Source organism: Streptomyces sp. NPDC051976 (genome assembly GCF_040680795.1).
Lineage (GTDB): Bacteria > Actinomycetota > Actinomycetes > Streptomycetales > Streptomycetaceae > Actinacidiphila.
In genome coordinates this window covers 58,403-82,723 of sequence record NZ_JBFAXL010000025.1, presented here as the reverse complement: position 1 = coordinate 82,723, position 24,321 = coordinate 58,403, and the positions used below count along the sequence as shown (strand labels likewise).

The 24,321-nt window shown below is 70.2% G+C and carries 25 protein-coding genes, 1 tRNA gene and 1 pseudogene; 12 read left to right on the top strand and 15 right to left on the bottom strand.

Translation table 11 applies throughout. The features are described from left to right. Positions 1–60: 60 nt before the first annotated feature. The 3 genes from AB0M29_RS24135 to AB0M29_RS24125 all read right to left on the bottom strand — a co-directional run bounded on the left by AB0M29_RS24135 (position 61) and on the right by AB0M29_RS24125 (position 1,827). Positions 61–549: a hypothetical protein gene (locus AB0M29_RS24135; protein ID WP_365385841.1), complete on the bottom strand. Its 489-nt coding sequence runs from the start codon at positions 547–549 to the stop codon at positions 61–63. Positions 550–750: 201 nt separating this feature from the next. Then, entirely contained in the window at positions 751–1,257 is a 507-nt protein-coding gene (locus AB0M29_RS24130; protein ID WP_365385838.1) for a hypothetical protein, read from the bottom strand. Positions 1,258–1,602: 345 nt separating this feature from the next. Then, on the bottom strand, positions 1,603–1,827 hold the full coding sequence (locus AB0M29_RS24125; RefSeq protein WP_365385835.1) for a hypothetical protein: 225 nt from the start codon (positions 1,825–1,827) through the stop codon (positions 1,603–1,605). Between the two features lie 525 nt (positions 1,828–2,352). Here AB0M29_RS24125 and AB0M29_RS24120 point away from each other — a divergent pair. Then, positions 2,353–2,679 carry a hypothetical protein gene (locus AB0M29_RS24120; RefSeq protein ID WP_365385834.1) on the top strand — a complete coding sequence of 109 codons (327 nt, stop codon included), beginning with the start codon at positions 2,353–2,355 and terminating at the stop codon, positions 2,677–2,679. A gap of 365 nt (positions 2,680–3,044) precedes the next feature. On the opposite strand, the gene AB0M29_RS24115 is transcribed toward AB0M29_RS24120, so the two are convergent. Further along, positions 3,045–3,416: a hypothetical protein gene (locus AB0M29_RS24115; RefSeq protein WP_365385831.1), complete on the bottom strand. Its 372-nt coding sequence runs from the start codon at positions 3,414–3,416 to the stop codon at positions 3,045–3,047. A 180-nt stretch (positions 3,417–3,596) separates the two neighbouring features. On the opposite strand from AB0M29_RS24115, the pseudogene AB0M29_RS24110 reads away from it, so the two are divergent. The 4 genes and pseudogenes from AB0M29_RS24110 to AB0M29_RS24095 form a co-directional block, all read left to right on the top strand. Next, positions 3,597–4,235, top strand: a pseudogene (locus AB0M29_RS24110) (replication initiator); the annotation flags it as partial. A 2-nt stretch (positions 4,236–4,237) separates the two neighbouring features. Next, positions 4,238–4,441 (top strand): helix-turn-helix domain-containing protein, encoded by a 204-nt coding sequence (locus tag AB0M29_RS24105; protein WP_365385829.1) that lies wholly within the window; start codon positions 4,238–4,240, stop codon positions 4,439–4,441. Next, positions 4,441–5,589: a tyrosine-type recombinase/integrase gene (locus AB0M29_RS24100; protein WP_365385826.1), complete on the top strand. Its 1,149-nt coding sequence runs from the start codon at positions 4,441–4,443 to the stop codon at positions 5,587–5,589. Before AB0M29_RS24105 ends, AB0M29_RS24100 begins: the two co-directional genes overlap by 1 nt. Positions 5,590–5,662: 73 nt before the next feature. Further along, complete coding sequence (locus AB0M29_RS24095; RefSeq protein WP_365385824.1) at positions 5,663–6,064, top strand: DUF6193 family natural product biosynthesis protein; 402 nt, start codon at positions 5,663–5,665, stop codon at positions 6,062–6,064. A 112-nt stretch (positions 6,065–6,176) separates the two neighbouring features. Here AB0M29_RS24095 and AB0M29_RS24090 read toward each other — a convergent pair. Next, positions 6,177–6,250 (bottom strand) — tRNA-Thr (locus AB0M29_RS24090). Between the two features lie 183 nt (positions 6,251–6,433). Here AB0M29_RS24090 and ugpC point away from each other — a divergent pair. The 3 genes from ugpC to AB0M29_RS24075 all read left to right on the top strand — a co-directional run bounded on the left by ugpC (position 6,434) and on the right by AB0M29_RS24075 (position 9,274). Then, positions 6,434–7,558, top strand: a complete 1,125-nt coding sequence (ugpC, locus tag AB0M29_RS24085) for a sn-glycerol-3-phosphate ABC transporter ATP-binding protein UgpC (RefSeq protein WP_365385823.1) — start codon at positions 6,434–6,436, stop codon at positions 7,556–7,558. A 268-nt stretch (positions 7,559–7,826) separates the two neighbouring features. Beyond that, complete coding sequence (locus tag AB0M29_RS24080; RefSeq protein WP_365385820.1) at positions 7,827–8,255, top strand: hypothetical protein; 429 nt, start codon at positions 7,827–7,829, stop codon at positions 8,253–8,255. 272 nt (positions 8,256–8,527) lie between these two features. After that, entirely contained in the window at positions 8,528–9,274 is a 747-nt protein-coding gene (locus AB0M29_RS24075; protein ID WP_365385818.1) for a nucleotidyltransferase family protein, read from the top strand. 139 nt (positions 9,275–9,413) lie between these two features. On the opposite strand, the gene AB0M29_RS24070 is transcribed toward AB0M29_RS24075, so the two are convergent. From AB0M29_RS24070 to AB0M29_RS24040, 7 genes are all read right to left on the bottom strand, one after another. Next, a complete protein-coding gene (locus AB0M29_RS24070; RefSeq protein ID WP_365385816.1) occupies positions 9,414–11,099 on the bottom strand; it encodes a DoxX family protein in 1,686 nt (561 codons plus the stop codon). Between the two features lie 153 nt (positions 11,100–11,252). Then, positions 11,253–12,212, bottom strand: coding sequence for a 23S rRNA (guanosine(2251)-2'-O)-methyltransferase RlmB (rlmB, locus tag AB0M29_RS24065; protein ID WP_365385815.1), 960 nt, complete (start codon positions 12,210–12,212; stop codon positions 11,253–11,255). 112 nt (positions 12,213–12,324) lie between these two features. Further along, positions 12,325–13,719, bottom strand: a complete 1,395-nt coding sequence (cysS, locus tag AB0M29_RS24060; protein WP_365385813.1) for a cysteine--tRNA ligase — start codon at positions 13,717–13,719, stop codon at positions 12,325–12,327. Between the two features lie 92 nt (positions 13,720–13,811). After that, a complete protein-coding gene (locus AB0M29_RS24055) occupies positions 13,812–14,201 on the bottom strand; it encodes a PPOX class F420-dependent oxidoreductase (RefSeq protein ID WP_365385811.1) in 390 nt (129 codons plus the stop codon). Between the two features lie 11 nt (positions 14,202–14,212). Next, on the bottom strand, positions 14,213–14,776 hold the full coding sequence (gene ispF / locus AB0M29_RS24050) for a 2-C-methyl-D-erythritol 2,4-cyclodiphosphate synthase (RefSeq protein WP_365385809.1): 564 nt from the start codon (positions 14,774–14,776) through the stop codon (positions 14,213–14,215). Then, a complete protein-coding gene (gene ispD / locus AB0M29_RS24045; RefSeq protein ID WP_365385935.1) occupies positions 14,766–15,497 on the bottom strand; it encodes a 2-C-methyl-D-erythritol 4-phosphate cytidylyltransferase in 732 nt (243 codons plus the stop codon). The genes ispF and ispD overlap by 11 nt, the downstream gene beginning before the upstream one ends. A 343-nt stretch (positions 15,498–15,840) precedes the next feature. Then, positions 15,841–16,323, bottom strand: coding sequence for a CarD family transcriptional regulator (locus tag AB0M29_RS24040; protein WP_033174074.1), 483 nt, complete (start codon positions 16,321–16,323; stop codon positions 15,841–15,843). Between the two features lie 550 nt (positions 16,324–16,873). Between AB0M29_RS24040 and AB0M29_RS24035 the strand changes: the two genes are divergently transcribed. After that, entirely contained in the window at positions 16,874–17,500 is a 627-nt protein-coding gene (locus AB0M29_RS24035) for a DUF461 domain-containing protein (RefSeq protein WP_365385806.1), read from the top strand. A 105-nt stretch (positions 17,501–17,605) separates the two neighbouring features. On the opposite strand, the gene AB0M29_RS24030 is transcribed toward AB0M29_RS24035, so the two are convergent. After that, complete coding sequence (locus AB0M29_RS24030) at positions 17,606–18,286, bottom strand: response regulator transcription factor (RefSeq protein ID WP_093716893.1); 681 nt, start codon at positions 18,284–18,286, stop codon at positions 17,606–17,608. Beyond that, entirely contained in the window at positions 18,283–19,578 is a 1,296-nt protein-coding gene (locus AB0M29_RS24025; protein WP_365385804.1) for an ATP-binding protein, read from the bottom strand. The genes AB0M29_RS24030 and AB0M29_RS24025 overlap by 4 nt, the downstream gene beginning before the upstream one ends. A gap of 182 nt (positions 19,579–19,760) precedes the next feature. Between AB0M29_RS24025 and phoU the strand changes: the two genes are divergently transcribed. Both phoU and AB0M29_RS24015 read left to right on the top strand, forming a co-directional pair. Further along, a complete protein-coding gene (gene phoU / locus AB0M29_RS24020) occupies positions 19,761–20,441 on the top strand; it encodes a phosphate signaling complex protein PhoU (protein WP_365385802.1) in 681 nt (226 codons plus the stop codon). 620 nt (positions 20,442–21,061) lie between these two features. Further along, on the top strand, positions 21,062–22,093 hold the full coding sequence (locus AB0M29_RS24015) for an FUSC family protein (protein WP_365385800.1): 1,032 nt from the start codon (positions 21,062–21,064) through the stop codon (positions 22,091–22,093). Between the two features lie 87 nt (positions 22,094–22,180). Here the strand turns inward: AB0M29_RS24015 and AB0M29_RS24010 are convergent, their stop codons facing one another. Next, on the bottom strand, positions 22,181–22,942 hold the full coding sequence (locus AB0M29_RS24010; RefSeq protein ID WP_365385798.1) for a phosphoglyceromutase: 762 nt from the start codon (positions 22,940–22,942) through the stop codon (positions 22,181–22,183). A 102-nt stretch (positions 22,943–23,044) separates the two neighbouring features. On the opposite strand from AB0M29_RS24010, the gene AB0M29_RS24005 reads away from it, so the two are divergent. Next, positions 23,045–24,319 (top strand): MFS transporter, encoded by a 1,275-nt coding sequence (locus AB0M29_RS24005; RefSeq protein ID WP_365385795.1) that lies wholly within the window; start codon positions 23,045–23,047, stop codon positions 24,317–24,319. The last annotated feature ends 2 nt before the right edge of the window (positions 24,320–24,321 follow it).

Genomic DNA, 24,321 nt, shown 5'->3' with positions numbered 1-24,321 from the left:
ACACAAGCCGACGCCGTACCACAAACGCCGCATCCGGCACCGCCGCCCACCGGCGGAGCGTCACAGCGGCGGCGGCACCGCGTGGAAGTCCTCGCCGCCGTAGAGGGATTCGTAGTGGATCTCGATCCGCAGCCGGTTGGCGACCACGTCCCAGAACCAGGCGTCGGCGGTGTCGTCGTACGGGTCGAGAAGCAGGAGATACGTGTTCTTGCCGGTGAGCACCGTGCAGCCGGTGAAGAGCGCCGAGATCGCCGGTTCCCGCGGCGCGCCCGCGAAGACGTGGCGGAACGCCGACAGATTCCACTGCCCCACGTGTGCGCCGTCGAAATACACCTCGGTGCTGGTGATGAGCGCGGGCCCGAGCCCCGCGTTGACCGCCCGCAGACCCGCCCGGCGGTCGGGCGTGTGCCGCACCTGGCTCAACTGGATCAGCGGCCGCACCGACTCCCGGTTGTGCCGGATCGTACTTCGGGACTGCACGACCGACACCCACAACGACCCCAGCGCGATGACGGTCGCACTCCCGGCCATCAAGAGCTCAGCACTCATACGCCCCCCGCTCCCCTTTGCGGTGGTTCCTTCCCTGCCCGAACGTGCCCGACTCCTGCGGGGGCGGAGTCGGGCGCGGTCGCCTCCCGTGCCACGCCAGGCGCGAGGTGTGCTGAATGTGTGCCGGACGGCAGAGACCCAAGCGCCCGGGCGGGCGAGACCTTCGCCCGATCCAGTTCCATGACGCTCGGCACCTCAGAGCTACGTGGTGGTCGGCGGCCGGTTGTCCAAGAACTCGCGGGCGGCTTGCAGCGCCTGCTTGCGGATCTCGTCCACCGGCCGACTCCATTCCTCGTCCCAGTCGGCCAGTTCCATGGCGCACTGGACGAACGGCCGCAACTCGACCGGGTAACCCAGCTCCAGGGCAGCCTCCACCCAGATCAGGTCGGCGCCTTCGGCAGGATCCAGAAACCCTTCCGAGATCTGCTCGGCCAGCACATAGGCAACCGTCCACCTGGCTGCCGCGGCATCCGGCGGCAGCTCCTCGAAGGTGAAGCCCAGCTCCTCTACCACCTGGTCGAACAGCTCATGGGCCTCCGGCCCCTCTCGACGCCCCAGCCCGGCGAGAAGCGGCAGGGACGGTGTATCGGCCCCCGCCAGAAGCGCGTCAAGGCCCGCCTGGATGAGGACGTCGGAGCTGGTGAAGTGCCCGATCGCTTGCGAGAGGGCGATCATCCGCAGTTGCTCGATCGCCTCGTCCTCAGTCACTTCCGCAGCCCCTCCCCCGTCGGCGACGATTGCGGCGTGCGCTCGATCCTCGCAGCGTCGCCTCGCCTCGCCTCGGCTGACCGCCCCCGTTGACGTCAGCCCGGGATGTCATCCGGCACGCAGAAGCCCCGAATCTTGATGGGTCCGGGGCTTCGTCCTGGTCATTGCAGAGAGCCCCCTGTCGGGTTCGAACCGACGACCCCCGCTTTACAAGAGCGGGTAGCCGATCGGTCCCGTGACCTGCGTTTCGGCTTGCTGAGCTGACGCCGGGATCGTCCCCCGCCGTTCGCCTCTGTTCCCCGTGGTTCCCCGCCCCATCTGGCGCGGTAGTGGCACGCTGAGACATCACCCGACGGCTTGACAGTCGCCCAGGTCGGCTACGACTGCCACTCCTGCGGCGATCATCCTGGAAACCACAAGCTCTTCCAGCTCCTGGTCGCAGATCACCTTGGCCATTGGCGGACTGCCTTTGAGGATGGGCAGGTAGCCGGTATCGCTTCGAAAGAGCACCCACAGGTCGCGTTCGCGGGTCCACATCCGCTCATACTCGGATAGGTCTCGGTCACTCATATGCACCCCCTGGGCAGCAGGGTAGGGCGTGGGCGTGGGATGTCCTAGCTTTCCCTAATACTCTCTTGCTGCATGTTGGGCACTTGGTTGGAAGACCAGTGCGGTGGTCCTGTGCTGGCCTCGTACGGCCCCGTACAGGGCCCTCGGGGTGCACGGCCCGCTTGTGTTCCCCGTGAGACCCTGCTGCGTACCCGCCAGACGGGCACGCAGCGGGCACGCGGGGCACGGGCCCCTGATCGCGTTAGAACGAGTTGAACGCCTCGGCTGGCCAACCTTCGGGGAGCTTGTTCGAGAAGATCGCGTAGACCGGTCCGCACTCGGTCTCGGTCACAAGGAACTCGAACTGGTCGAGTTCGTGCGCCATGAAGCGGCGCAGGAGGTTGACGAACTGCTGGCGTCTTCGGTGGATAGGGGGCCTGTCGGAAAGGCGCTGGGGTCCATGTGCGCACAGTCCCTAGCTGCTTTGACTAGACGGGGACTGCCCGCCCGTCCAAGCCAGGTCGAGCTCGTGGAAGATGAAGACCCATGACAGACGAGAGCCGACCTTGGTCGACAAGCGGACTTCGGCAGTTCCAGATTGTCCGATGCGAGGTGATCGGACACCGGGGGCGGTTCGGCGTCGATGTCGCCATCACTGAGCCCCGGTCTGACGTCCCGGCGTTCATCGACTTCGTGCTGTTGACCGACGAGGACAGACACCTCACCCCGGATGAGTTCCCGCCGATCGGGACTCTTCTCGACGCTGTGACCTTGGACTTCCATCCGGGCGGTGAACTGCGTCTCTCTGCTCGCCCGTCGTCATTGGCGCGTCAGCGGAGTCAGGACCCCCAGGATGACTCCCACCATGCGTAGGTGTACTTCGGGGACTGAGCTCGTCGGACGTCGGGACTCAACGTCAAGCCACCTGCCCTGCTCCCATCCCGTCTGCCGTCGGCCCGCACTCCTGTGGAGCAGGCGTGGTTCAGGGCGTCAAGGTGGAGCGCGCCACTGTACGAACGACCTTGACGCCCTGGGCCGCGACTGCTCGGCTTGCCCGGGTCGATGGCTGGCGGGATGGAACCTCCCGCACCCCTCCCACGACGAACGCGCGGTCGCCGGCCGGGCCTTGGTCCATCTCGGAGCCTGAGCGCGCCCGCCGGAGGCACCGCTTGGACCTCGACTGTGCGGGATCACCTCTGAGCCGAAGCGCGATAGTTGCCACAAAGGCGCGTTTGTTGTCACTCGGAGGCGTCTGCCGGCGTCTGCGGGGTGGTGGGCCGACGCATGCGATTGCAGGCCACCACTGCAGTCGCTGTAGAGTCCAGAAAGATCATGAACACCGGCGACTTGTCCACCGGCTCAATGCAGCCGGCGCGGAGGAGTTCGTCCCCGGCCTGCTGGAAGATGTCGACGGAGGCGGCAAGGCCCTCGAACGCGTGGCCACGCTGCTCGGAGCGGCGCAGCCGACGCCGGAAGACACCTGCGTGCTGATTGGCGGGGGTTAGGCCGTCCCAGATGACGAAGTTACCCCCGGCGATCAAAGCATCGCGTGCGGGTCCGCACGCCGGAGTCTGTTCGCCGATCATGCCAATGAGGTCGTCGCGCGTCACGCTACGTCCTGGTGACAAGAGCACCGGCGATCGGTCGGGTGTGACAACTGCAGCGCCTCTCTGGTGACTGTCCGGCTGCTTCGGCTTGGTTCCTGCGCAGGCTATTCGGTGCCGTCGGTGACAACTACCGAGCCTCGGCACAAGCTCATGCTGCCAGCCTCCCCTCGCGGGCGCGCGCACGAGGCCATCACGGCGGCTGCTGCCCGCGTGACCGTGCCCGTGGCGGCCTCGGGTGACCGCCCTGCGTTGGTGCTGCGCTGGGGCGCTCAGGTCGACGTGAAGCCCATCGGCAGCACCGCGGGCGACGGCCAGGAGCTGACAGAGGAAGCGGTGGCCTCGTACGTGGCCAAGTACGCCACCAAAGCAGCCGAGACCACCGGCACGGTGGACCGCCGGATCGGGGAGCTCCCGGAACTCGACAAGCTGCCCACGCTGCCCCTGCATGCCCGGCGCCTGATCGAAGCCTGCTTCGACCTGGACGGCGACCACCCGGACCGCAAGCTCGCCCAGTGGGCTCACATGCTCGGTTTCCGGGGCCACTTCTCCACCAAGTCCCGCCACTACAGCACGACCCTCGGGGCGCTCCGCCAGGTCCGCGCCGACTACCGCGCCCGCCAGGAACGCCGGGAACGGTGCCTGCCCGACCTGGACGACACCCCGGAGGGCTCCACGCTGACCCTCGCGCACTGGGCCTACGCCGGACACGGCCACACCCCCGGTGAGTCCTGGCTCGCCGCACAGATCCACCGCGACATCACCGAGGGACGACAGACAGCACGCGAAGCACTCGCCGAACTCGCCGACGATGAGGAGTGGTGACCATGGCTGATCGACTTCTGACCGTTGGGGAGGTCGCCGATCGCCTCGGCACCGGAGTGCGCTTCCCCCGGCGCCTGATCGAGGAACGGCGCATCACCTTCGTCAAGGTCGGCCGACACGTCCGCATCCCCGAGAGCGCCTTGGACGCCTGGGTGCTGGCCAACACGGTCTCGCCGGTCGTGCGTGGTCTGCGGGTGGTGGCCTGATGACGAACGGCAAGGGCTCTCGTCGGCGGTTCGGCTCCGTGCGGCAACTGCGCTCGGGACGCTGGCAGGTGCGGTACCGCGACCCGGGGACGGGTCAACTCCGGTCGGCGGAGACGACGTACCCCACCAAGACGGATGCCGAGGTGGCGCTGTCCCTGATCGAGGCAGACATCACGCGCGGCCAGTGGGCCGATCCCGACGCCGGGAAGGTCAGGTTCGGCGACTTCGCGGACGCCTCGCTACGGGATCGTAAACTGGCCGACCGGTCGCGGGAACGCAATGAGTCGGTGATCCGGCTCCACATCAAACCGACCTTCGGAGCTGGCGCGGTCGCCGACATCAAGACCCCTGCTGTGCGGGCCTGGCGCACGCGGCTGCTGGCTGACGGCGTTGGTGAGCCGACCATGGTCAAGGCGTATCAGCTTCTGCGCGCGATCCTGAACACGGCCGTGGATGACGAACTGATCCGCCGCAATCCGTGCCGGATCAAGGGCGCCGACCGGTACGACGTGCCGGAGCGACCCGTCCTCACCGTGGCCGAGGTCTACGCCGTTGCTGATGCGGTGCTGGACCGATACCGGCTCCTGGTTCTGGTTGCGGCCTTCACGACGCTGCGATTCGGGGAGCTGGCGGCGCTGCGGCGCCGGGACATCGACACCGAAAGGCTGGTCGTCCATGTCCGTCGGGCACAGTCCGAGATGCAGAGCGGCAAACTGGCCGACAAGGCTCCCAAGTCAGCCGCTGGCGTGCGGCCGGTCGCCTTCCCCGCGGAGCTGCTGCCCGATGTGCTGCACCACCTGGAGCGCTACGCGAGCAAGGGGCAGGACGGACACGTCTTCCAGGGGCCGAAGGGCGGACTGCTGCGGCGGAGCAACTTCCGGGACGACTGGATCGCCGCGCGCGAGAAGGCGGGTGTCTCCGGCGACGTGCACTTTCATGATCTGCGTCACACCGGCAACACCCTGGCGTCGAACGCGGGGGCCAGCACCCGTGAACTCATGACGCGGATGGGGCACAACACCACGCGGGCCGCGCTGATCTATCAGCACATGACCAGCGACCGGGACCGAGCCATCGCGGATCGCCTCGGCGCCATGATCCGGAGTGCGACCCCCACGGGCACGTCGCCCAGGCACGAGGATGCATGACCGGGATCGGACCAGTTTCGAGCCTCCTGCCTCGGGCTGGTCCGTGGCGCTTGACGACAGACACAATGCCGACATGGCAGAAGGCGCGTCAGAGGTGGATGCCGTCGAGTCGGCATGGCAAGAATTGCTCATCAGCGATCGGGTGGATCACAGGTTGGTGCAGGCTGCGTATGCCGAGCCTCGGCTCCGGCAGCTCTCCCCCTGGGTCGGTATGTGGGAACTGCACTTCAGCCGGTGCACGGAGTATCCGCAGACCTGGGACATCCCCTACATCGCCCCGCTGAAGGGCGGCGGCTTCCTCGTTGCAGGTCCGTCCCGATCAGAGGTGGTAGGCCCTGCTGCCACGGCTGAGGCGGCTGTCGCCACGGTTGTTGAACGCCTGCCGCCCGGCTGCGGGCCTGCCTTCATCGGCAACAAACACGAGTTGGCCAAGCACGCGGCAAGGCTCAGCGGGGACGCTGAACCTGACCGCTGATCCGGGGCCGCATGGTGGAGCGCTCCCTGGACTGGCACGTGAGTGGCACGCCCTCGGGCACGACGAAGGGCCAGGCACCGGAGACAACACTCCGGCCTGGCCCTTTCCCTTGAGCCCCCTGTCGGGTTCGAACCGACGACCCCCGCTTTACAAGAGCGGTGCTCTGGCCAGCTGAGCTAAGGAGGCGCGGGGGAAAGTGTAGCGGGCGGGGGGAGGGGGGTGGGGGGAAAATCGGGGGCGGTGGGCTGGTGACAAGCAGCGGAACGCCAGGTAGCGTCACCGGGAGTCCGCTCTGATGTGGACTGGACCACTCCATTCCTTTACTCGGATCGTCCGGCACGTTCCTGCCGGTGAAGGGACAGCACAGCTATGGCTACTGTCACGTTCGACAAGGCGACACGGATCTACCCCGGTGGCGACAAGCCCGCCGTGGACGGGCTGGAGATCGAGGTCGGGGACGGCGAGTTCCTGGTTCTGGTCGGGCCCTCCGGCTGCGGCAAGTCGACCTCGCTCCGCATGCTGGCCGGTCTGGAGGACGTCAACGCCGGCGCCATCCGCATCGGTGACCGCGACGTCACGCACCTGCCGCCGAAGGACCGGGACATCGCCATGGTGTTCCAGAACTACGCGCTCTACCCGCACATGACCGTCGCGGACAACATGGGCTTCGCCCTGAAGATCGCGGGCGTGAACAAGGCCGAGATCCGCAAGCGGGTCGAAGAGGCCGCCAAGATCCTGGACCTCACCGAGTACCTGGCGCGCAAGCCGAAGGCGCTCTCCGGTGGTCAGCGCCAGCGTGTGGCGATGGGCCGCGCGATCGTGCGTGAGCCGCAGGTGTTCCTCATGGACGAGCCGCTGTCGAACCTCGACGCCAAGCTCCGCGTGCAGACCCGTACGCAGATCGCCAGCCTGCAGCGCCGCCTGGGCGTCACCACGGTGTACGTGACCCACGACCAGGTCGAGGCCATGACCATGGGCGACCGCGTCGCGGTGCTCAAGGACGGTCTGCTGCAGCAGGTCGACAGCCCGCGCAACATGTACGACCGCCCCGCGAACCTGTTCGTGGCCGGCTTCATCGGCTCCCCCGCGATGAACCTCATCGAGGTGCCGATCATCGACGGCGGCGTGAAGTTCGGCAACGCGATCGTGAACGTCGAGCGTGACGCGGTGCAGGCGGCGGCCGACAAGGGCGACCGTACGGTGACCGTCGGCGTCCGTCCCGAGCACTTCGACATCGTGAACGGCGACAACACCGCCAAGACCCTCACCAAGGACGCCCCGGCGGGCCTGGCCGTGACGGTGAACGTCGTCGAGGAGCTCGGCGCCGACGGCTTCGTCTACGGCTCCGCCGAGGTCGGCGGCGAGCACAAGGACGTCGTGATCCGCGTCGGCGGCCGCTCCATCCCTGAGAAGGGTTCCGTGCTGCACGTGGTGCCGCGCGCCGGTGAGACGCACGTCTTCGCCACCTCCTCGGGCGAGCGCCTCAGCGACTGACGCCACCACGGCAGGGCACCAGCGCCTGCCGACAGAGCGCACGCCGACGGCCCGGCGGTACGGATCCTCACCGATCCGCTACCGCCGGGCCGTCGGCCTTCGGCGGGGGTCTTCGGGCTTCGCTCGTATACGGTGTCGACAAATACATACGCATATCCGGCCTTTCGGGTATGTTCGTCAACACCCGAACACCCGGCTCAGCGATTTCACTCCCTCGTCAGGGTGACTAAATGTCGCCAAATCATTACCAGTCGCTACGATCCGATGCGTGAACCAGGTAGCTCGCCGTCTCGGCAAGACATTCGCGCTCGTTCTTCCGGTCGTTCTCGTCCTGTCGGGAACGCTCGCCGTCACCCGCGTCCCGTGGGCCGCCTCATCCTCGGACGCGCAGGTGCTGACCGCCTCCGCGAAGTCGCAGGACGAGGTCGCCGGCAAGGAAGTGTCCAGGGCGCCGCAGGAGGTGCTGCGCCGCCGTCTGCTGGCCGAACTCCAGGACAAGGACCCGGGAGTGGCCCTGACCCATCTGCAGGTCGCGATGGCCCACCAGCCGTCGCTCGCGCGGTACTGCGCCTCGATCGCCCGCTCGCTCGGCCGGGCCGCCGTCGCCAAGTACGACGGCGCCACGCAGCGCGCCCAGGCATGGTCCCGCCCGGTGTGCGACACGGCCTTCGCGACCGGCGTCGCCTCCGTCGGCTGACGCGGCGGCACCCGCACCCGCACGCGCACCAGCACCCGTACCGGAACGAGCACGCCCGGCCGGACGGACCCCGCGGTCCGTCCGGCCGACGCGGTACGTGCGCAGGTACGTGCGGACGTCCGGCGCGGCCGTCCACCCCGTACGTCTGCGCGTACGTCCGCACGCATGTCCGCGCCGGACGCCCCCACGTCGACCCGCCACCTCGACGCGCCACCTCGACGCGTTGACCGCCGCGACGGCCCACGCCTCCGCCGTCGCATAAGGTGCGCTGCATGACGCGCGCCGACCACCCCACCACCCATGACGTCACCCCGGTCACCCAGGCCGTGCTCCTCGCCGGAGGCCAGGGCTCGCGGCTGCGGCCCTACACCGACGACCGGCCCAAGCCGATGGTCGAGATCCCGGGCACCGGGACGCCGATCATCGGCCATCAACTCGCCTGGCTCGCCGCGGAGGGCGTCACCGACGCCGTCGTCTCCTGCGGGCATCTCGCCGAGGTGCTCGAGGAGTGGCTGGACAGCACACCGCTGCCGCTGAACGTCACGACCGTCGTCGAGCACCAGCCGCTCGGCCGCGGCGGCGGCCTGAAGTACGCGGCCGCCTCGCTGCCCCGCGCCGACGAGCCCTGGTACGCCACCAACGGCGACATCTGGACGCGCTTCTCGCTCCGCGAGATGGCCGCCTTCCACGAGGAGCGGGACGCGACCGCCACCCTGGCCCTGGCCCGCCCGCGCATCCCGTGGGGCGCCGTGGAGACCAACGAGTTCGGCCAGGTGATGGACTTCATCGAGGCGCCCCCGTCGCCCTTCCTGATCAACGCGGGCGTCTACGTCTTCGCGCCCGACTTCGCCGCCCAACTGCCCGATCTGGGCGACCACGAGCGCACCACCTTCCCGCGGCTGGCCCGCGAGCGCAGGCTCGCCGGGTTCCCGATCCCGCAGGGCGCCTACTGGCGGGCCATCGACACCGCGAAGGACCTCACCGAGGCCGCGAAGGAGCTGGGCGCTCTCAAGTCGTAGCAGCGGCCCGGGAGTAGGCACCGGCGACAGACCATCGGACCGCACACACGACGGCGGCCCGTACCGGGGAAGGGCCGGTACGGGCCGCCGTCGTCGGGTCCGCCGCCAGGGGCCGACCGCGGGAGGGGACGGGGGGCTGTCAGGCGCCTCCGGGGGGCGTGCCGGTGGCGCCGCCGTCGCTGCCCTGGTGACCCATCCCGAGCAGCAGCCCGGTCGGCGAGTGGCTGCCGAGCAGCCCGCCGATCGCGCCCTGGGTGGGCTTGGGGGACGCGGGCGGCGGCGGGGCGGGCGCCTGCGCGGTCGGCGGCGGCGGGGCCGGGACGTGCGAGGTGCCGCTGGACCCGCCGGAGCCGCCGGGCGTGGTGCTGCTGGTGCCGCCGTGGCCCCGGGTCGGGCTGGTGCCGCCGGTCGAGGTGCTGCCGGACGTCGTGGCCGGCGTCTGGACGGCCTTCTTGTGGTGCTTCTTCCTCGCCTGCGCGGACTCCGACGGCGAGGGCGAGGCGCCCTGGGTGCCGCCGTCCCCCGCCACCTCGGGCAGCGGGGAGCCGGGCAGGTTGTTGGTCGGCGCCACGGTCGGGCCCGGCCGGTCGTCGTGCCGGGTGCTGGTGGCGCGGACGGCCGCGCCCAGCACCGAGCCGACGATCAGCGTCAGACCGGCGATCACGGTGGCCAGCACCACGCCGCGGCGCAGCACGCGGCGGCGCAGGTCCCACAGCGGGACCCGCGGACCGAGCCGCCGCCAGGCGTCGCTGGCCAGGTGGCCGTCGATCGAGTAGACGGGAGCGCCGGCGATGATCAGCGGGCTCCAGGCGGCCAGGTAGATGAAGTCCGGGGCGTCGTAGACCGGTACGGTCCGCCAACTCACCGTCACCAGAAGGGCGATGGACAGGGTCGCGCCGAACACGGCCGCCACGCGCTGCCACAGACCGCAGATGGTGAGCACGCCGACGACGACCTGGAGGAAGGCGATGCTGAGCCCCGCGCCCACCGGGTGGTTGAGCGCCGCGTCGCGCAGCGGCTCGGCCAGGGCCCACGGGTGCAGCGAGGTAAGCCACTTGACCATGGAGCCGCGCTTGCCGCCGTCGAAGTAGACGGGGTCGCAGAGCTTGCCCATGCCCGCGTAGATGCACACGAAGCCGAGGAAGATGCGCAGCGGCAGCAGCACGATGCCGAGGTTCATCCGGTGGCCCGGGTACCAGGCCTGGCGTACGGGTTCACCGCGGCGGTTGCGCGGCCGGTTGTCGAACTCCGCCTCGCGGCCGTCGTCCTCACCGCCCGCGCCGCCGGTCCAGCCGACCTCCGGCTCGTCCGGTCCGTCCTCGTCGTAGGCGCCGCGTGCCGGGCGTACGCCGCTGAGCAGGCCGGTGGGCGACTGCGCCGCCCGCTGGCCCACCACTGTCGGCGGCCGCGTCATCGTCTCGTCGATCCGCGGCAGCACCTGGGTGGCTCCGGCGATCGGCTCGCCGCCGCCTCCCCCTCCGCCGACGGTGGCGCCCGCGCGGCGGACCGCGCGCAGCAGCTCTCCTGCGGCCGGATCGCCCGGCGCGCTGTGCCCGGACCACACGACAGGCGCCAGCTTGCGGCGGCCCGCGCCGGCACCGGCCGTCGCGGGGTGTCGGGGTACGACGGGGATCCTCGCGGTGTCGTCGAGACTGAGGGCACGGGCCGAGGTCGCGCCGAGCTGCACCCTGAAGCTCGCATGGTTGACGATGACCTGGGCGGGATCGCTCGGCACTCGTGCCATGCTCATCGATGCAGCAGGCTCGTCGAAGCCGGGCAACCCTCCCCCCGTGGGAGTGCGGGGTGTTCTGGTGTCCACACTCATCTAACCGAGTGACACACGTTTAGGACACTGCCTCGGAACGTCCCGGATGTCCGAGACCCGTCAACCCCGTTGACTTGCCCCGAAATACGCCGTCCGCGAGCCGGACGTCACACCCGCCCCGAGCCAGACGTCACACCGGCCGCGGACCCCGCGTCACGCGCGCCGGCGCGACGCCTCGTACAGCACGACACCCGCCGCCACACCGGCGTTGAGGGATTCCGCGGCGCCGCCCGGCATCGGGATGCGGACCAGGTAGTCGCAGGTCTCGCCGACCAGCCGGGACAGGCCCTTGCCCTCGCTGCCCGCGACGATGACGACCGGGCCCGACAGGGCTTCCAGCTCGTGCAGTTCGACGTCACCGTCGGCGGCCAGGCCGACCACCACAAGGCCCGCCTTCTGGTACGCCTCCAGGGTGCGGGTGAGGTTGGTGGCGCGGGCGACGCGGACCCGGGCGGCGGTGCCCGCGGAGGTCTTCCAGGCGCCCGCGGTCATGCCGGCGGCGCGGCGCTCGGGGACCACGACACCGTGTCCGCCGAACGCGGCGACCGAGCGGACGACGGCTCCCAGGTTGCGCGGGTCGGTGACGCCGTCGAGGGCGACGATCAGCGGCTCCTCGCGGCTGTCGTGCGCGTCGGCGGTCAGGTCGTCGGGGTGCGCGTACTCGTACGGCGGGATCTGCAGCACCAGGCCCTGGTGGTTCAGGCCCGCGGTGAGCCGGTCCAGCTCGGGCCGGGGCGCCTCCAGCAGCGGTACGCCGCGGTCGGTGGCGAGCCGCAGCGCCTCACGGACGCGGTCGTCGTTCTCGATGAACTGCTGGACGTAGACCGCGGTCGCCGGGATGTCGGCGCGCAGCGCCTCGACCACCGGGTTGCGGCCGACGACCAGTTCGGAGGTGGACTTGGAGCCGCGGCCCGACGGGCGGCGGGACTGCGCCGAGACTGTCCGCTTGGCCGCGGCGTTCGCGATGCGGTTCTTCTTGTGGCCCTTGCGCGCCTCGGCGGGCGGCGTCGGGCCCTTGCCCTCCAGGCCCCTGCGCCGCTGCCCGCCGCTGCCGACCGTGGCGCCCTTCTTGTTGGACGTACGGCGGTTCCTGCGCTGGCTGTTCCCGGCCATGGGGCACTCTCACTTCTTCGGTCAAACTCGTCAGACATCACTACGTACTGGGGGTGGGCCGCATCCGCGGACGGGGCGGACGCCCTGCCGGTCGGCCCCTACCGGCGCCGCTTCACCCTCGGAGCACCCACCGCGGGCCCGAGGGCGTGTCCTCGATCTCCAGACCGGACTGGACCAGCTCGTCGCGGATCGCGTCGGCGGTCGCGTAGTCCTTGCGGGCGCGGGCCGACTGCCGCTGGTCGAGGACCAGCCGGACCAGGGAGTCCACGACGCCGTGCAGGTCGTCGCCGTGGTCGCCGCCCACCCACTGCGGGTCGAGCGGGTCGAGGCCCAGTACTCCGAGCATCGCACGGACCTCGGCCAGGCGCGCGACCGCGGTTTCCTTGTCGTCGGCGGTGAGGGCGCTGTTGCCCTGCCGGACGGTGGTGTGGACGATGGCGAGCGCCTGCGGGACGCCCAGGTCGTCGTCCATCGCCTCGGCGAAGGCGGGCGGCACGTCGGCGGCGGGCGGGACGGTCTCCCCCGCCTTCTCGGTGACCCGCTGGACGAAGCCCTCGATCCGCGCGAACGCGGACTCGGCCTCGCGCAGGGCCTCCTCGCTGTACTCGATCATCGACCGGTAGTGCGGGGTGCCCAGGTAGTAGCGCAGCACGATGGGCCGCCAGCGCTTGGTCATCTCGGAGACCAGCACCGAGTTGCCGAGCGACTTGCTCATCTTCTCGCCGCTCATGGTGACCCAGGCGTTGTGCACCCAGTAGGCGGCGAAGTCGTCGCCGAACGCCTTGGCCTGGGCGATCTCGTTCTCGTGGTGCGGGAAGATCAGGTCGATGCCGCCGCCGTGGATGTCGAAGGCGCTGCCCAGGTACTTGTGGGCCATCGCCGAGCACTCCAGGTGCCAGCCGGGACGGCCGCGGCCCCAGGGCGTCTCCCAGGACGGCTCGCCGGGCTTGACGGCCTTCCACATGGCGAAGTCGCGCTGGTCGCGCTTGCCGGTCTCGCCCTCGCTCTCGGGCTGGCGCAGATTGTCCAGCTCCTGGTTGGACAGCGAGAGATAGCCCTCGTACGAGCGCACGTCGAAGTAGACGTTGCCCTCGGACTCGTAGGCGTGGCCGCGCTCGATCAGGCCGCGCATCATCTCGATCATCTCGGGGACGTGACCGGTGGCCCGCGGCTCGTACGTCGGGGGCAGGCAGCCCAGCGAGTCGTAGCCGGTGTTGAAGGCGCGCTCGTTCTCGTAGCCGATCGACCACCAGGGCCGGTTCTGCTCGGCGGCCTTGGCGATGATCTTGTCGTCGATGTCGGTGACGTTGCGGATGAAGGTGACGTCGTAGCCCCGGTGGAGGAACCAGCGGCGCATGATGTCGAAGTTGAGGTAGGACCTCACATGGCCGATGTGCGGGGCCGCCTGCACGGTGGCGCCACACAGGTAGATCGAGACGCGGCCCGGCGTGAGCGGGGCGAAGTCACGGACCTGGCGCGCGTTGGTGTCGTACAGGCGAATAGTCACGCCAACTAGGGTAGTGGCCCGGAGCGTGTGCCTTGTGCCCTCTGGCACAGGGCACACACAACGGTGACATTACGCGGGACGCGCGGGTCCGCTCAGCCGTGCTCGACGACGCGGTCGGCCGCGACGCGGACGATGACGCGGACGGCCTCGGGGCCTTCCTTCCTGAACGGCTCGCCCGTGTACTTCTGGCTCAGCTCCTCGATCAGCTCGGGAGCGTTCTCGCTGACCAGCGTGGCGGTGCCGCGGACCTCCAGGTAGGCGTACGGGTTGTCCGCCGGGTAGACCAGCAGCGTGATCCGCGGGTCCCTGACCAGGTTGAGGTGCTTCCTGCGGCCTTCGAGGGTGGAGAAGAGCACCTCGTCGCCGTCCCGCTTCACCCAGACCACGGAGAGCTGCGGCCGGCCGTCGGGCTGGATGGTGGCGACAGTGGCGAAGTTCTTGCCGTCGATGAGGGCGCGTGCCTGCTCGGAGAGGGCGGCCATGAGGGGTCCTTTCACCTGCCGTACGGGTGGTCACCGGCATTGTCGTCCACCCGTCCGCCGGGGGACGATGCCGGGTCGCGTACGACGAGCGCCGTGGCGACGGCGGCCAGGCCCTCGCCGCGGCCGGTGAAGCCGAGTCCGTCGGTGGTGGCGGCGCTGACCGAGACCGGGGCGCCGACGGCGGCCGACAGCAGGGCCTGTGCCTCCTCGCGGCGCTTGCCGATCTTGGGGCGCTGCCCGATCACCTGCACCGCCACGTTGCCGATGGCGAAGCCCGCGTCGCGCACGATCCTGGCCGCCTCGGTGAGCAGGGTGACGCCGGAGGCGCCCGACCACTCGGGGCGCCCGGTGCCGAAGTGGGCGCCGAGGTCGCCGAGCCCGGCGGCCGAGAAGAGCGCGTTGCAGGCGGCGTGCGCGACCACGTCGGCGTCGGAGTGCCCGGCGAGCCCCGGCCCCTCGCCCTCCCAGAGCAGTCCCGCGCACCACAGCTCGCGGCCCTCCTCGAAGGCGTGGATGTCGCTGCCGATGCCGACCTGGGGCAGCGGCAGCGGCATGGCGAGCGGCTCAGTACCCATCGGTGGCCCTCCTGCGGGCGAGTACGGCCTCGGCGAGTACGAGGTCCAGCGGACGTGTCACCTTGAACGCCTCCTCGTGGCCCGGCACCACCAGGACGGGGACGCCCAGCTGCTCGACCATGCTCGCGTCGTCGGTGACGTCGCGGGTGACGGTCGCGTGCGCCTTGGCGAGGGTGGCCCGGTCGAAGCCCTGCGGGGTCTGCACGGCGCGCAGCCGGGCCCGTTCGGGGGTGCCGGTGACCAGGTGGGTGGTCGGCTCGACCTCCTTGACGGTGTCGGCCAGCGGCAGCGCCGGCACCACGGCGGGGGCGCCGCCGCGTACCGCGTCGACCACGGCCTCGACGGTCTCGACCGGCACCAGCGGGCGGGCGGCGTCATGGACGAGGACCACGTCGACGTCGTCGGGGAGCGCGGCGAGGCCGAGCCGCACCGAGTGCTGCCGCTCCTCGCCGCCGGGGACGACGCGTATGTCGGTGGACTCGGTCAGGCCGTGGGCGTCGAGCAGGGCTCTGACATCCGCGGTGTCCTCGGGCGGGGCGACCACGACGATCACCGAGACGGTGCGGGCGCGGGCCATGGCGCGGACGGCGTGCACGAGGATCGGCACCCCGCCGAGGGTGCGCAGCGCCTTCGGCGCGCCGGGGCCGAGCCGGACGCCACGTCCGGCGGCGGGAATGACTGCTGCGGTACGCAGGTTTGTGTCCTTGTATGAGATGGGTATCGCCTGGAGGTACCCCCGGCCAAGGCCAGGGGAGTGCCGGGCACGAGGCGTTCCTGCGGACCCCTTCCGTGAAGTCCGTGGGAATGCTGCGCTGCCCGGTGCACCGGTGGGCGGCACGTACACGCGTACGCGTGGACAAGCATGCCGCAGCACCCGGTCGTCATGCCCGACCGGGTGCTGCGGTGGTCCCCGGAGTGTTCCGGGGCAGGAGTTGCGTCGCCGTACGTCGCGGCGGTGTCAGCGGCGGATGTATCCGTACGGGCCCGTACGGATGCGTGTGCGCCGACAGTCGTCGTGTCGCTGAACGAGAACCTCGATGGCACGGGTGGGCGCGCCGAGGATCTTAGGACGCGAGGACCTCGTCGAGCAGCGCCTCGGCCTTGTCCTCGTTGGTGTTCTCCGCAAGTGCGAGTTCGCTGACCAGGATCTGCCGGGCCTTGGCGAGCATGCGCTTCTCGCCTGCCGACAGGCCGCGCTCGCGCTCACGACGCCACAGGTCGCGCACTACCTCTGCGACCTTGATGACATCGCCGGAGGCGAGCTTCTCCAGATTTGCCTTGTATCGCCGGGACCAGTTGGTGGGCTCCTCGGTGTACGGCGCGCGCAGCACCTCGAAGACCCGGTCCAGACCCTCCTGACCGACCACGTCGCGTACGCCGACGAACTCCGCATTGTCCGCGGGCACACGTACCGTCAAGTCGCCCTGGGCGACCTTGAGCACCAAGTAGGTCTTGTCCACGCCTTTGATCTGGCGAATTTCGATTGCCTCGATCAGCGCGGCCCCGTGATGGGGATAGACCACGGTGTCGCCAACCTTGAACGTCATGTGACAGGTACCCCTTCCGTGGCTATCCAGGGTAACACGGGAACGGCCTCATCTGAATGGCGTTTTCGCAGGTCAGGGCATATCTCAGGGCTTGACAACGGCCCCCGGGACGTGCTGGAGGGTGCCTCTGCGGCGAGGTATTCGCAGGTGGGAGCGGGTATGCGGCGGGGGTGAAACGTACCCGTTACAGCGCCACGAGACCCTGAACAAGGGGCATTACGTCCCCATTTGTCTCTCCCGGACGAGTGGATCTTCGCTACTCCGTTCGGGAACCGGCCGCCAGGTGATCCAATTTTGCACAGTCGTGGAAAACCGTCCGCGTCGATCATGGCGGAGGCCGCGTAATCACCGTGCGGGAATGCCGGAATGCAATCTGTGAGAGGCGCCACGTTGCCACCGGTCGGGTGAGCCGGGGCCGCTGAGGGGCCACCCGGTGTGTGGGCGTCTCAACGGCTCGGTAATCTATGGCCAGTCCGGGCGTTGTGATCGACCGGACCGGCCCTCGGGCCGCTGGAAGAGCTTCCGAACCTGCCAAGGAGATGCCGCCGCCGTGGTCCGCAGCTTCCGACGCGGCGCACTCGCCGCCGTACTCGCGCTCTCGCTCGCCCCGCTTGCCGCATGCGCCGCCGGAAACGGAGCACAGACCAACCATGTGCGCCCGGACAGCCAGGCCGTGACGGTCGGCAACATCAGGGTGCAGAACGGGGTCATCCTCACCCAGACCTCGGGCAGCGGCCCGGCCACCATCTCGGCCCGGCTGTTCAACAACGGCACCACCGACCAGACGCTGCAGGCCGTGCAGATCGGCTCCGGCACCCCGGCGAAGCTCGTCGGCGCGGACGGCGGCCAGACCATCACCGTGCCCGCGGGCGGCTCCGTCCTGCTCGGCGGGAGCGGCAACCCGGCCGCGGTCGTGGAGAACAGCGGTGAGGCGTTCCAGGACGGCGACGTGCAGAACGCGGTGTTCAACTTCAGCACCACGGGCGCGGTCGCGCTGCCGCTCAACGTGATCCCGGCGACCGGCTACTGGGAGCCCTACGGCCCCGCCTCGATCCCGACCACGGCCGCCCCGTCGCCCAGCGCGCGGGTCACGCCGTCCGACACCGCCACCCCGAAGGGCACCGCCACCCCCAAGGGCACGGCGACGCCGACGGACACGACGACCACCAAGCAGTAGCGTTCACGGCAGCACTGAGGGCCCGGGGCGAATCCGCCTCCGGGCCCTTCTGCTTCCCCCGTGCTCCCCGTGCCGCCGGTCCCGCGGCTCGTGCGGTTCCGCGGCTTACGGCTCGAACTTGTAGCCCAGGCCGCGGACCGTCACCAGGTAGCGCGGCGCGCCCGGGTCGGGCTCGATCTTGGCGCGCAGCCGCTTGACGTGGACGTCCAGGGTCTTGGTGTCGCCGACGTAGTCCGCGCCCCAGACCCGGTCGATGAGCTGCATACGGGTCAGCACGCGGCCCGCGTTGCGCAGCAGCATCTCCAGCAGGTCGAACTCCTTGAGCGGCAGGTCGACCTTGCCCCCGGAGACGGTGACGACGTGGCGGTCCACGTCCATCCGTACCGGACCGGCCTCCAGCGCGGCCGGCGAGATCTCCTCGGGCTCCCCGCGGCGGCGCAGCACCGCGCGGATGCGGGCGACGAGCTCCCGCGAGGAGAACGGCTTCGTCACATAGTCGTCCGCGCCTATTTCCAGGCCGACGACCTTGTCGATCTCACTGTCCTTGGCGGTGACCATGATCACCGGGACATTGGACTTGAGCCGGAGCTGGCGGCAGACCTCGGTGCCGGGCAGCCCCGGCAGCATGAGGTCGAGCAGTACCAGGTCGGCGCCATTGCGCTCGAACTCGTCCAGCGCGTCGGGCCCGGTCGCCGAGATGGCGACCTCGAAGCCCTCCTTGCGGAGCATGTACGACAGCGCGTCGCTGAAGGACTCTTCGTCCTCGACGACGAGTACGCGTGTCACGGAAGGACCTCCGGGGCGGGGGTGTGTTCGGGGAGAGAGGGGAAGAGCTGGTCGTCCGACGGCTCGTCGGCCGACTCGTTGTCGGCGTAGGCGTCCGCCTCGGCCTCGGGATCGGTGCCGGGCGGCAGTGCGCGGTCGCGGGCGATCCCGGCCTCGGGAAGCCGCAGGGTGAAGGTGGAGCCCTGGCCTTCAGCGCTCCATACCGTGACCTCTCCGCCGTGCGAGGCGGCCACGTGCTTGACGATGGACAGGCCGAGCCCGGTGCCGCCGGTGGCCCGCGAACGCGCCGGGTCCACCCGGTAGAAGCGTTCGAAGACCCGGTCGCGGTCCTTCTCGGAGATGCCGATGCCCTGGTCCGTCACGGAGATCTCTATGAGGTCCCCGCCCGGGGCGTTGATCCGGCGCCCGGCGATCCCGACCCTGGTACGGGCCGGGCTGTAGTTGACCGCGTTCTCGACGAGGTTGCCGAGAGCTGCGGCGAGCTGGCCACGGTTGCCCCAGATGTGCAGGTCAGGGGTGGTTCCGGTGGCCATGGTGATCTGTTTGGTGTTGGCCTGGTGCCGACAGCGGTCGACCGCCTCCGCGACCAGGTCGTCCACGGCGACGGGCTCGGCGTCGTCGAGCAGGTCGTCGTCCTGGACCCGGGAGAGGTCGATGATCTCCTGCACGAGGCTGGTCAGGCGGGTGGCCTCGATCTGCATCCGACCGGCGAAACGGTTTACCGCCTCGGGATCGTCGGAGGCGTCCATGACGGCCTCCGAGAGCAGCGAGAGCGCTCCGACGGGGGTCTTCAGCTCATGGCTGACGTTCGCCACGAAGTCCCGGCGTACCGCCTCGATCCGCCGGGCCTCGGTGAGGTCCTCGACCAGCAGCAGCACCAGCCGGGAGCCCAGCGGGGCGACCCGGGCGGAGACCGCCAGGCCCTCGCCGCGCCCGGCACCACGGCGTGGCAGGTCCAGTTCCACCTGCCGTATCTCGCCGTCCCGCCGGGTCTCGCGGGCCATCTGCAGCATCTGGTCGACGGCCAGCCGGCCGCCGCGTACCAGCCCGAGGGCGTATGCGGCGGAACTGGCCTTCACCACTGTGTCACCCTCGTCGAGGACGACAGCCGACGAGCGCAGCACCGAGAGCACGGTGTCCACGCCGGGCGGCAGTACCGCGTCGGTGTGCAGGGAGGTACGCGTGGGGCGGGCCTGTTCCCGCTCGCTCCAGCGGAACGCGAGCACGGCGATCACACCGGTCAGCAGACCGGCGATCGCACTGGCTGCGGCGACTGCCGCGTTCACGTCCATAGCCCCAGGTTAGGTGGGTCCGACAAGCGAATCACAACCCTGAGAGCTACCTCTCGGACGCACGTTGCCAAGAGTTCACCTTCACGTAGGTGGTGATTCACTCCGGGTGCGCGGCTGGTACGCGTACGACCATCAGCGTGGCAGCGTGGAGGAGAATCCTCTGTACATAGGGAAGGAACGCGATGCGGGACGCATACCACGAGGAGCTCGACACGATCGGTGACGGGCTGGTCGAGATGGCACGGCTCGTCGGCTCCGCCATCGGCCGGGCTACCACCGCGCTGCTCGACGCGGACCTGAAGATCGCGGAGAGCGTGATCGCCGCGGACGAGAAGGTCGACGACCTCCAGCGTGAGCTGGAGAACCGGGCGATCACCCTGCTCGCCCGGCAGCAGCCGGTCGCCACCGACCTGCGGATCGTCGTCACGTCGCTGCGCATGAGCGCCGACCTGGAGCGCTCCGGCGACCTCGCCCGCCACGTGGCCAAGCTCGCCCGGCTGCGCTTCCCCGACTCCGCCGTGCCGCGCGACCTGCACAGCACCATCCTGGAGATGGGCCAGCTCGCCCAGCGGCTGGTCGCGAAGGCCGCCGAGGTGATCGTCAGCAAGGACGTCGACGACGCGCTGCAGCTCGAGGCCGACGACGACCGTATGGACGAACTCCACCGCACCCTCTTCCAGCACCTTCTGGACGACCGCTGGAAGCACGGCATCGAGACCGCCGTCGACGTCACCCTCGTGGGCCGCTACTACGAGCGCTTCGCCGACCACGCCGTCTCCGTCGCCAAGCGCGTCGTCTACCTGGTGACCGGCGAGCACGCGGACGAGATGACGCCGGCGCCGACGCAGGTCGAGGGCGCGTAGCGCTCACGCTCGGCGGAGGGCGGCGGAGGGCGGCGGGCCGGGCGCGGCCGGAGCCCGACGGCGGGACGGGGGCGTGCGGGGTGGCCGGATGGCGCCGCAGTGCCCTCGTGCGCCGTTGATGCGCTGCTGGCCGTGCCGTTCACTGGTGTGTAGGCAAGCCTGAGGAGGGTGTACTGATGCAGGAATCCCCCACACCACAGCCCGTACACGACCCGTCCCCGCTCGACGGAGCCCCGCAGTCCCGGGTCCCGCTTCCGTTGCTCGGCGCGTGCGGCTGCGGCTCAGGCTGCGGCTGCGGATGCCAGTCCGGCGGCGCATGCCAATGCGGCGGCTGCGCCCCGTAACCACCACGCCCACCAACGCCCCCTGCCTCCCGCGAACACCCGCGGCGGTCAGGGGGCGTTGGCATGCCGTGGCGCCGCCTCTTCTTCTTGGCCCGGGCCCGGGGCGGCGGGTCGCCCTGCGCCGCTGCCGCTGGAATCGGAGAATACCGAACAGGGGCGACATATCCGGCGGTGAGGGTGACGATGGCCAGGACGAGCGCACCAGAGGGACAGCCCGTTCACACGGGGAAGGTCAGGGACTGGGCGTCGAAGGTGTTCGAGCTCCACCCCGATCAGGTGAACTGGCCGCGAGCGGTGCTGTTCCTGGACATCGCGCTGGTGCCACTGATCGTCTTCTGGGCGATCGGGTACGAGCAGTACCTGCTCAGCTCGTTGTTCGGTCTGCTGTTCGCCTGGCTGGCCGACCCGGGCGGGGGCTTCGGGCACCGTGCCTCACACGTCGCCGGTTTCGCGCTGATCGGAGCGGGACTGACCGCACTGGGGTTCGGCATCGGCGGGGAGGCCTGGGGCTGGCTGGTACTGGTCGCCTTCGCCGTCACCCTGGTGGCCGGGCTGGCGGTCGCTTTCGGGGTGCGCAGATTCGTGACCGCCCTGCTGCTCAACGTCTGGTTCATCCTGGCGCTCTCGCTCGCGTTCAGCCTCCACCAGCATTCCCGCGTCACCAACTACACCTGGGCCCAGGTCGTCGCCTGGGCCGGGGGGTCCGCCTTGTGGATCGTGGTGGCGTTCCTCGTATGGCTGATCCTCGGGCGCGGGGACCAGCCCCAGCCGATCGCGGAACTCCCCGGCGACACGTCGCCCCGGAAGCTGACCCGCCCGGTCGTCATGTTCGCGGTGATCCGCGCCCTGGCCATCGCCGGCACGATCGCGCTCGCGTTCGGGCTGAACCTGTCGCACGGCCTCTGGCTGCCGATCGCGACCATGATCGCGCTGAGACCGAGCCTGGAGCAGAGCACGCTCTTCGCCGTGCAGCGCCTCTCCGGCGCCTTGATCGGTGCCGTCGCGGCCGGCCTGCTGCTGCTGATCCCCACCAGTGAACACGGACTGCGGCTGTTCGCCGTCGACCGCGGACTCGAAGTGGTCGCGCTCGTGCTGTTCATGCACGGGGTGGGGATCCGCTTCCTGAACTACGCGCTCTACTGTGCGGCCATCGCGGCGGGGGCGCTCGTCCTGATCGATCTCACGCAGCCCTCCGACTACTCCGCCGAGGGCTACCGGATTCTGTGGACGTTCTGCGGCGTGGGGATCGGTGTGCTCGTCATGCTGCTGGCCGGTCTGCTCGGCAAGCGCACCGCCCGCACTCATTGAGCCACCCTGCAGACGGGTGACCGCCCAGGTCGTGAAAATGCCTCCCTCCCGCGCCATTCGCGCGGGCGGGAGGCATGATCGCGTTTCCTACTTCTTCTTGCCCTGGTTCTTCACGGCCTCGATGGCCGCCGCGGCAGCGTCCGGGTCGAGGTAGCGGCCGCCGGGGGTGACGGGGCGGAAGTCGGCGTCGAGCTCGTAGGCGAGGGGGATGCCGGTGGGGATGTTGAGGCCCGCGATGTCGGCGTCGGAGATGCCGTCGAGGTGCTTGACGAGGGCGCGCAGGGAGTTGCCGTGGGCGGCGACGAGGACCGTGCGGCCGGCCAGGAGGTCGGGGACGATCCCGTCGTACCAGTACGGGAGCATCCGGACGACGACGTCCTTGAGGCACTCGGTGCGCGGGCGCAGCTCCGGCGGGATGGTGGCGTAGCGCGGGTCGTCGCTCTGCGAGAACTCGGTGCCGTCGGCCAGCGGCGGCGGCGGGGTGTCGTACGAGCGGCGCCAGAGCATGAACTGCTCCTCGCCGAACTCGGCCAGCGTCTGGGCCTTGTCCTTGCCCTGGAGGGCGCCGTAGTGCCGTTCGTTCAGCCGCCAGGTGCGGTTGACCGGGATCCAGTGGCGGTCAGCGGCCTCCAGCGCGAGCTGCGCGGTGCGGATGGCGCGCTTCTGGAGGGAGGTGTGGACGACGTCCGGCAGAAGCCCGGCGTCCTTGAGCAGCTCGCCGCCCCGGACCGCCTCCTTCTCGCCCTTGTCGTTGAGGTTGACGTCCACCCAGCCGGTGAACAGGTTCTTCGCGTTCCACTCGCTCTCGCCGTGGCGGAGCAGGATCAGCTTGTACGGAGCAGCAGCCATGGGCCTGAGCCTAATCGAAATCCCCTGGCGCCCGTCGGCCGCCCTGTGTAATCTGCGCGAGAGGGCAGGGACCATTACCAACGCTGGACTGAGGGGGATGCGGTGACGGCCGTGAGTCGTGCGGTGAGGGAGACGGTCTCAGGGCTCCCCCGCCAGTTCTGGTGGTTGTGGACCAGCACCCTCGTGAACCGTCTCGGCGGCTTCGTCGTCACCTTCCTCGCCCTCTACCTGACCGTGCAGCGCGGCTATTCCGCCTCGTACGCGGGCCTGGTCGCCGCGCTCTTCGGGCTCGGCGGCGCGGCGGGCGCCGTGGTCGGCGGCGTGCTGGCCGACCGGATCGGCCGCCGTACGACGATGCTGGTCGCGCAGCTCGGCGGCGCCGTCACCACCGCGGTGCTCGGCTTCGTGACCCACCCGCTGGCCATCGCCGTCGTCGCCACCCTCGTCGGCCTCACCAGCAACGCCTCCCGCCCCGCGCTGTCCGCGATGCTCGCCGATCTCGTACGCCCCGAGGACCGGGTACGCGCCTTCTCCCTCAACTACTGGGCGATCAACATCGGCTTCGGCGTCTCGGCCGCCGCCGCGGGGTTCATCGCCTCGGCGGGCTACCTGTGGCTGTTCCTCGGTGACGCCTTCACCACGGTGCTGTGCGCGGTGCTCGTCTTCGCGAAGGTGAAGGAGACGCTGCCGCGGTGGGAGGGCCATGCGGCCGACGTCGGGAAGGCGTCGGGCCCCTCGGAACCCCACGTCGGGCTGATGGCCGTGCTGCGCGACCAGCGCTTCATGGCCCTGGTCGGCCTGACCTTCCTCCTGGGCTCCGTAATGCAGCAGGGCTCGTCCACCCTCGCTGTGGACATGGGCGCACACGGCCTCACCGCCCGCCAGTACGGTCTGGTCGCCGCCATCAACGGCCTGGTGATCGTGGTGCTCCAGATCCCCGTCACCCGCGCGCTGCGCGCCCGCTCCAGCGCGGGCCTGCTCGCCGCGGGCTCCTTCCTGCTCGCCTGGGGCATGGGCCTCACCGCCTTCGCCGGCTCCGTCGGCCTCTACGCCCTCACCGTCGTCGTCTGGACGCTCGGCGAGATCGTGCACGCGCCCGCCTCGATGTCGGTCGTCGCCGACCTCGCCCCCGCCACCGCCCGCGGCCGCTACCAGGGGATGTACACCCTGTCCTGGTCCGCCGCGACCTTCGCGGGCCCGCTGGTCGGCGGCCTCACCCTCGACCACCTCGGCCGCGACGCGGTCTGGGTGGGCTGCGCGCTCGTCGGCAGCGTCGCGGGCGCGGGCTACTACCTGCTGCTCCGCCCCCGCCCGACCGTCATCGTCTCGGGCCCGCTCGACACCGCCCCGGCCGCCCGCACGACGTCCTCCTCATAGCC

Bases quoted from the DNA above. Each gene is read 5' to 3' on its own strand.
- AB0M29_RS24025 (WP_365385804.1), bottom strand. From the start codon at position 19,578: ATGGACGTGAACGCGGCAGTCGCCGCAGCCAGTGCGATCGCCGGTCTG.
- AB0M29_RS24105 (WP_365385829.1), top strand. From the start codon at position 4,238: ATGGCTGATCGACTTCTGACCGTTGGGGAGGTCGCCGATCGCCTCGGC.
- AB0M29_RS24120 (WP_365385834.1), top strand. From the start codon at position 2,353: ATGACAGACGAGAGCCGACCTTGGTCGACAAGCGGACTTCGGCAGTTC.
- AB0M29_RS24125 (WP_365385835.1), bottom strand. From the start codon at position 1,827: ATGAGTGACCGAGACCTATCCGAGTATGAGCGGATGTGGACCCGCGAA.
- ugpC (WP_365385823.1), top strand. From the start codon at position 6,434: ATGGCTACTGTCACGTTCGACAAGGCGACACGGATCTACCCCGGTGGC.
- rlmB (WP_365385815.1), bottom strand. From the start codon at position 12,212: ATGGCCGGGAACAGCCAGCGCAGGAACCGCCGTACGTCCAACAAGAAG.
- AB0M29_RS24075 (WP_365385818.1), top strand. From the start codon at position 8,528: ATGACGCGCGCCGACCACCCCACCACCCATGACGTCACCCCGGTCACC.
- AB0M29_RS24055 (WP_365385811.1), bottom strand. From the start codon at position 14,201: ATGGCCGCCCTCTCCGAGCAGGCACGCGCCCTCATCGACGGCAAGAAC.
- AB0M29_RS24095 (WP_365385824.1), top strand. From the start codon at position 5,663: ATGGCAGAAGGCGCGTCAGAGGTGGATGCCGTCGAGTCGGCATGGCAA.
- AB0M29_RS24135 (WP_365385841.1), bottom strand. From the start codon at position 549: ATGAGTGCTGAGCTCTTGATGGCCGGGAGTGCGACCGTCATCGCGCTG.
- ispF (WP_365385809.1), bottom strand. From the start codon at position 14,776: ATGGGTACTGAGCCGCTCGCCATGCCGCTGCCGCTGCCCCAGGTCGGC.
- AB0M29_RS24100 (WP_365385826.1), top strand. From the start codon at position 4,441: ATGACGAACGGCAAGGGCTCTCGTCGGCGGTTCGGCTCCGTGCGGCAA.
- AB0M29_RS24040 (WP_033174074.1), bottom strand. From the start codon at position 16,323: ATGACGTTCAAGGTTGGCGACACCGTGGTCTATCCCCATCACGGGGCC.
- AB0M29_RS24070 (WP_365385816.1), bottom strand. From the start codon at position 11,099: ATGAGTGTGGACACCAGAACACCCCGCACTCCCACGGGGGGAGGGTTG.
- AB0M29_RS24010 (WP_365385798.1), bottom strand. From the start codon at position 22,942: ATGGCTGCTGCTCCGTACAAGCTGATCCTGCTCCGCCACGGCGAGAGC.
- phoU (WP_365385802.1), top strand. From the start codon at position 19,761: ATGCGGGACGCATACCACGAGGAGCTCGACACGATCGGTGACGGGCTG.